Here is a 2418-nt window from a genome sequence, read left to right as displayed (position 1 = left end):
CCGAAATGGTGGCTCCCACTCGCGCCAACACAATCGAGGGAATATCGGTAAATTGAGCTACATTGGCCGTCGGCTGCTCATCCGCCAGCAGATATTGGGCGCCCAAAATTGCCGTGGAAAACACCACCACTTCAAAGACCGTATCGTAGAGGCGGTTGCGCAGAATGAGACCCGTCACCGTGTTGGGCACACCGCTTTCGCTGGCCAGAATCTCCACCGCCTCGACTAAGGCCACGCCCGCTGTGGGATTGGGGGACACGGATCCCACCTCGCCCACGATGAGCTGTAGGGCTGCCAGCAGCACCGCTATCCCGTACACCCACTTCATGTCGCCATCACCTCAGCGGCCAGAGCTTGCTGCGCCAAAATGGCCTGCAGGCGGGGTACGCGTGTAACCAGGCGATACTCTGCTGCTTCTCCACCGGGCTCAAGGGCAATGGTGTGTACCTCTCGGCTGCGAAGAGCAGCCACCAACGCCTCCGAACTCCCATAGGCGGCCAACTCCAAGCGCATGTGATACCGCTGTAGCCCTTGGCGCATCTGCTGTAACAACTGCCGTGCTGCTGAGGTACTGGCCTCCAGCACAGGGCTGCCTTCGAGAACGCCCAGGCGCATGCTCAGCGAAGAGCGCACCGCAATGGCGTAGAGGGTAATAGAAAGCATGGTGCCCACCAGTGCCTCGGTCAGGGCCACATCCGCCGCCCCAAACAGCGCATAGATCAGGGCGGCAATCGTCCCCAGGATCCCTCGCATTACCAAGGCGTGGTAGGGATTGGTCTGAGTCACCACCAAGCTTGCCGTCAGGGGCAGGAGTAACGCCATCACCAGCAACAGGGTCTCTTCCATCCTGCCCTCCTATAGGGACTTGCGCTGCGAGCAAAACGCCAGCACATAGCCCAGAATGGTATTCCAAATAGCCAGGGAGATCAGTGCCAACACCAACAGGGGCCATTCCCGTGGGATCCGCAACAGCAGCCCCAGCATGATGCTCATAGAGCCCAGGGTGTCCGACACCGAAAGGCCGTGCAGCTTAAATAAAATCGAGCGATCCCCAAGGAGCGGCGCCGTTCCCCACAGCCAAAACAGCACACCAACCCCAAACAACAGATAGCTCAGACCTTCCACCCAGACTTCCATACCTACCCCCAGGGCCTTTCTAAAGCATTTCCAGCCGTTTCAGTACATGAGCCAAGAGCATTAAGGCCGCATTGCCCACCGACAAAATCAAAACCCCCACAATCCCGATCATCCAATCATCCCGCACCACCGACACCACCAAAATCAGGATGGCCGTCTTTGTGGCCAAGCTGGCAAAGGCGAGCATCGTCTGCCAAATATCTTCCTTCAGCCAAGCGGCATACAGGGGCAAGCACAGCGTTAGGGTCAGGAGAAACAGTAGTAGGTTCACACGTCCTCCCGCGGCTTGAGCACATGGACTTCATAAGTGCCTTGGGCATTGCAATTGAGCACGATGGTTTTGGGCGTGAAGGTAATTAAAAAGATATCCAGAAACACCAGCCCTGCTGAACGGTTGGGCAGGGTTTGTTTGTATACAACTTCCTCAACAGTGTGGGGCTTGAGGATCATCTCGAAGGCTTCCCAGTAGGCTCTTGGGATGGCGAGAAGAATTTCCTGGAGCACTCGCCCCCAATCCCGCCATTGCACCGGTGCGGAAGCCTGGCGCGGCAGCAGCAACGTTGCCGCCACCCCGATGGCCACATTGTCCCAGCTCAGATTGCCCGTCAGCAGAAACCAAATTAAGAGGCGCAGGCCGATCTCCAATAGACCCAACTTAGGGTAGCGTCCCATAGTTCCCCACAGCTAACAGAGCCCAAACCAGCACCAACACTATGCTCAAGCCGCCCACCACTGCTTCCAGCCCTTCGTTCACCGACCCTCCCTTCAAAGGGATCCGCTCCCAAAACCAGCCTAGGGGGATCCCAACGCCCAAACTGAGGAGCGCCTTGAGAAGATTGTCAGCGCCATAGGCCGCCGGTAGCCAGCCCCAGAGCAAGCCCCCACCCCAAAGCACCAGTGCCACTTTATCTTGCCAAGTAGTTGCAGAGGTGGTTGCCCCCTTCATTGGAGAAACAGGTGCCCGCAGCACTCGCACGCCTAAACACGTGGTGCCGACGGTAACCCCCACCAGCAGCCACTCGTGCCAAGGATCCAGAGCAGACAAGCTGAGGGCCTTGGCCGCATACCCCAAACTGCCGGGTACCCCTGCCAGGGAAGCCGTCCCCAAGAGCAGCATCGGCCAACGCCAGGGATGGGTCACGCTTGTTCCAACAAACAGCAAGGGCTTTGCCAACCCATGGGCAAGACCGTACAAACCTGCCCATTGAGGGGCAGCAATCACAAATCCCATCTGCGATACCGAGCTCCAGGCGAGAAGGTGCTGGGGCGTGCTCCCCATCA

Annotated in this window: 4 protein-coding genes and 2 pseudogenes; all 6 read right to left on the bottom strand. The window is 58.3% G+C overall.

Features of this window, described 5'->3' with window-relative positions; genetic code table 11:
* Positions 1-328 (bottom strand): annotated as a pseudogene (locus NW856_RS02030) (cation:proton antiporter); the annotation flags it as partial.
* Positions 325-846 (bottom strand): DUF4040 domain-containing protein, encoded by a 522-nt coding sequence (locus tag NW856_RS02025; RefSeq protein WP_414357736.1) that lies wholly within the window; start codon positions 844-846, stop codon positions 325-327. The gene NW856_RS02025 and the pseudogene NW856_RS02030, both read right to left, overlap by 4 nt.
* 9 nt (positions 847-855) lie before the next feature.
* Positions 856-1137 (bottom strand): monovalent cation/H(+) antiporter subunit G, encoded by a 282-nt coding sequence (locus tag NW856_RS02020; protein WP_414398841.1) that lies wholly within the window; start codon positions 1135-1137, stop codon positions 856-858.
* A 19-nt stretch (positions 1138-1156) separates the two neighbouring features.
* Positions 1157-1408: a hypothetical protein gene (locus tag NW856_RS02015; protein WP_011431878.1), complete on the bottom strand. Its 252-nt coding sequence runs from the start codon at positions 1406-1408 to the stop codon at positions 1157-1159.
* On the bottom strand, positions 1405-1809 hold the full coding sequence (locus NW856_RS02010) for a cation:proton antiporter (RefSeq protein ID WP_414398840.1): 405 nt from the start codon (positions 1807-1809) through the stop codon (positions 1405-1407). The genes NW856_RS02015 and NW856_RS02010 overlap by 4 nt, the downstream gene beginning before the upstream one ends.
* Positions 1793-2418 (bottom strand): annotated as a pseudogene (locus NW856_RS02005) (cation:proton antiporter); the annotation flags it as partial. The pseudogene NW856_RS02005 and the gene NW856_RS02010, both read right to left, overlap by 17 nt.

This window comes from Synechococcus sp. R3-13, from assembly GCF_047462195.1.
Lineage (GTDB): Bacteria > Cyanobacteriota > Cyanobacteriia > Thermostichales > Thermostichaceae > Thermostichus.
The sequence above is the reverse complement of the archived record's forward strand: the minus strand, read 5'-3'. Positions and strand labels throughout refer to the sequence as shown.

Bases quoted from the DNA above. Each gene is read 5' to 3' on its own strand.
- NW856_RS02020 (WP_414398841.1), bottom strand. From the start codon at position 1,137: ATGGAAGTCTGGGTGGAAGGTCTGAGCTATCTGTTGTTTGGGGTTGGT.
- NW856_RS02010 (WP_414398840.1), bottom strand. From the start codon at position 1,809: ATGGGACGCTACCCTAAGTTGGGTCTATTGGAGATCGGCCTGCGCCTC.
- NW856_RS02025 (WP_414357736.1), bottom strand. From the start codon at position 846: ATGGAAGAGACCCTGTTGCTGGTGATGGCGTTACTCCTGCCCCTGACG.